The 2,776-nt window shown below is 45.6% G+C and carries 4 protein-coding genes; 3 read left to right on the top strand and 1 reads right to left on the bottom strand.

What is annotated here, in order from left to right; translation table 11 throughout:
• Both O9300_RS12800 and O9300_RS12795 read left to right on the top strand, forming a co-directional pair.
• Positions 1-451, top strand: a 451-nt coding sequence (locus O9300_RS12800) for an RNA-guided endonuclease TnpB family protein (protein ID WP_287972001.1), incomplete at its 5' end; no start/stop codon positions are given.
• Complete coding sequence (locus O9300_RS12795) at positions 408-1,046, top strand: 4Fe-4S single cluster domain-containing protein (protein WP_287971999.1); 639 nt, start codon at positions 408-410, stop codon at positions 1,044-1,046. The genes O9300_RS12800 and O9300_RS12795, both read left to right, overlap by 44 nt.
• Before the next feature lie 38 nt (positions 1,047-1,084).
• Here O9300_RS12795 and O9300_RS12790 read toward each other — a convergent pair whose 3' ends face one another.
• Positions 1,085-1,849: a YebC/PmpR family DNA-binding transcriptional regulator gene (locus tag O9300_RS12790; protein ID WP_287972003.1), complete on the bottom strand. Its 765-nt coding sequence runs from the start codon at positions 1,847-1,849 to the stop codon at positions 1,085-1,087.
• 219 nt (positions 1,850-2,068) lie between these two features.
• Between O9300_RS12790 and O9300_RS12785 the strand changes: the two genes are divergently transcribed.
• Positions 2,069-2,554 (top strand): pentapeptide repeat-containing protein, encoded by a 486-nt coding sequence (locus tag O9300_RS12785; RefSeq protein ID WP_190723237.1) that lies wholly within the window; start codon positions 2,069-2,071, stop codon positions 2,552-2,554.
• Positions 2,555-2,776: the final 222 nt, after the last annotated feature.

Genomic DNA, 2,776 nt, shown 5'->3' with positions numbered 1-2,776 from the left:
CAGAAAAGACCATTTACATAAGCTAACCACTCAATTAGTTCGTGAAAACCAAACGATTGTGGTTGAGAATTTAGCCGTCAAGAATATGGTCAAAAACCCGAAATTATCTCAGGCAATATCTGATGTTAGTTGGGGAGAAATCACTCGACAATTAGCCTATAAATGCCGTTGGTATGGGAGAAACTACATCGAAATAGATAGATGGTTTCCTAGCTCTAAAAGGTGTAGTAATTGCGGGTATATTGCTGAAAAAATGCCGTTAAATATTCGAGAATGGGACTGTCCAGACTGTGGGACTCACCATGACCGAGATATTAACGCCAGTAAAAATATTTTGGCCGCAGGGCTTGCGGTGTCAGTCTGTAGAGCGACCATAAGACCAGAACAGAGTAAATCTGGGGCGGCAGGTGCGAAAAATCCTTCGGGAAAGAAGCAGAAACCTAAATCGTGAGGTTTGGGAATCGCCGTCCGTTCACGGCGGTGAGGATGTCAAGGGCTATGTGGATGAATCCGCCGTTAACGGTCCCGGTTGTCGGGCCGTGGTCTGGGTACAGGGTTGTTCTCGCGAGTGTCGGGGTTGTTTTAATCCAGCTTCCTGGTTCTTCGAGATCAATCAATTAATTACTGTTGAGTCTCTAGCTGCCAAAATTTTGGCTAATCCCCGCAATAGCGGCCTAACTTTCTCTGGGGGTGAACCTTTTTGGCAAGCAAAAGCCTTGACAGAATTGGCTAAATATGTTAAGGAAAAAGGCTTAAATGTGATGTCCTTCACGGGATTTACGATCGAACAATTGCGCTCAACCCAAGCACCGCCCCACTCTCAAGAATTATTGGCCGAGTTAGATATTTTGGTGGATGGGGCCTATGTGGAATCCCTGGCTATTCATTCCCCCGATTCTCCCGTTTCTTCTAGCAATCAACGGATTCACCTCCTCAATCCCGCTCTGGAAGATCAGATTAATTGGGCATCGGATCAAGTGGAAATTCATATTCTCAAAGACGGAACCCGAATTTTTACGGGATTTTGGGGACAGATTATTTCTTGATTGGGCCCAGAATCAGTGAGCAGTCTAGGAATTTAGGATCACAGATCCACTAACATCAATTCCTCGACTAAATCAAAATTAGCCGTCACCGATTGCACATCATCGAGGGATTCTAGGGTGTCGATTAACTTGAATAAAAAACGGGCCTGGTCTCGATCGCTCACTTCTAGGGTATTAGTGGGAATCCAGCGTAATTCTGCTTCTTTGACCTTAAATCCCGCTGCTTGCAGAACCTTATTCAATCTCTCCAGGTTAGACACCTCAGTAAATACTTCTGCTCCTTGACCTTCCTCCTCGCTGTCAAAAAACTCGTAGGATTGGGCCTGGCCCTCTAGGGAAGCTTCTAAAAGCTTATCCTCATCAATAGTTCCCTCAAGGCGAATTACCCCCTTATGGTCAAACATCCAGCCCACACAGCCTGTTTCGCCTAAATTACCGCCATTTTTGCTAAAAGCCGCCCGCAGAGCCGCCGCCGTGCGATTGCGATTATCGGTCAGTGCTTTGATCAGGATCGCCACACCCCCGGGACCATAACCCTCGTAGCGAATTTCCTCAAAAGCTGAGTCATTTTCCCAAGTTCCCGCCCCTTTAGCGATCGCTCTTTCGATATTGTCATTAGGAATACCGGCCGCCTTGGCTTTTTCGATCGCCGTGCGTAGCTGAAAATTGCCCGCCGGATCGGGAACACCGTTACGGGTAGCCACGATAATGGCCCGGGATAACTGGGTGAAAGTTTGCCCTTTTTTGGCGTCAACCCGGGCTTTTTGTCGTTTAATATTTGCCCATTTACTATGACCAGCCATATCCATCTAAGATATCCAACATCAAAAATCTAGCAGATCGATCGCTCTTGGTAAATCCGGGGATAATTGTCAACTCAACGAGTGCCGGGTAATGATCATAAATCCTGTTTCAAAGGTATAGGGAAGCGGCTAGTTCGAGCATTTGTACTAAAATTACCGATAGGCGGTTTAAATGCAGTACAGCTTATTATAGAAAAGGTTGATCAATCAGGGGGCAATATGGCGCAATTTTCTCGCAAAACTCTACTAACCTTGTTTGCTAGTATATTAGTATTATTATTCTCCTGGGCTCCGGCCCAAGCGCTAAGTTATAATAACCGCAATTTGACCGATAACGACTTTGCGGGGCAGGATTTGCGCGATTCCACCTTCGATCACTCTAATCTGCGCGGTAGTAACTTCAGTCATGCCAATCTGGAAGGAGTACGCTTTTTTTCTGCCAACTTGGAGGGGGCCGACTTTAGCGATGCCAATATGAGAAATGTGGATTTAGAATCGGCCCGTTTAACCAGAGCCAACTTTACCAATGCCGTTCTCGAAGGAGCTTTTGCCACTAACATTTTAATCAAAGGTGCAATTATCGACGGAGCCGATTTTACCGATGCAATTATTCGCTCCGATGTGGAAAAATATCTTTGTGAGAGAGCGACGGGAACTAACCCAGTAACTGGCAGAAATACCCGCGATACCCTATTTTGTCCCTAATCGCGCTGTCATGACCGATCGAAACTAGAGCCAGATCGGCCATAATTGCTGTAAGCTAGTATTCGATTTTTTAACAAAACCGGTTCTTCGTTACTTGGTATGGTTCGATAGGGTGGCATAAATCGACTAAATCTTTATCTGGCAAGAGATTTAATTGATTAGTTCGCTCTGGATCGAAAACAGTTGACAAAAATCGCAGCAACACCTGTCTCTATAAGGGTT

It is taken from the genome of Microcystis sp. LE19-195.1E, from assembly GCF_027532095.1.
Classification (GTDB): Bacteria; Cyanobacteriota; Cyanobacteriia; order Cyanobacteriales; family Microcystaceae; genus Microcystis; species Microcystis aeruginosa.
The sequence above is the reverse complement of the archived record's forward strand: the minus strand, read 5'-3'. Positions and strand labels throughout refer to the sequence as shown.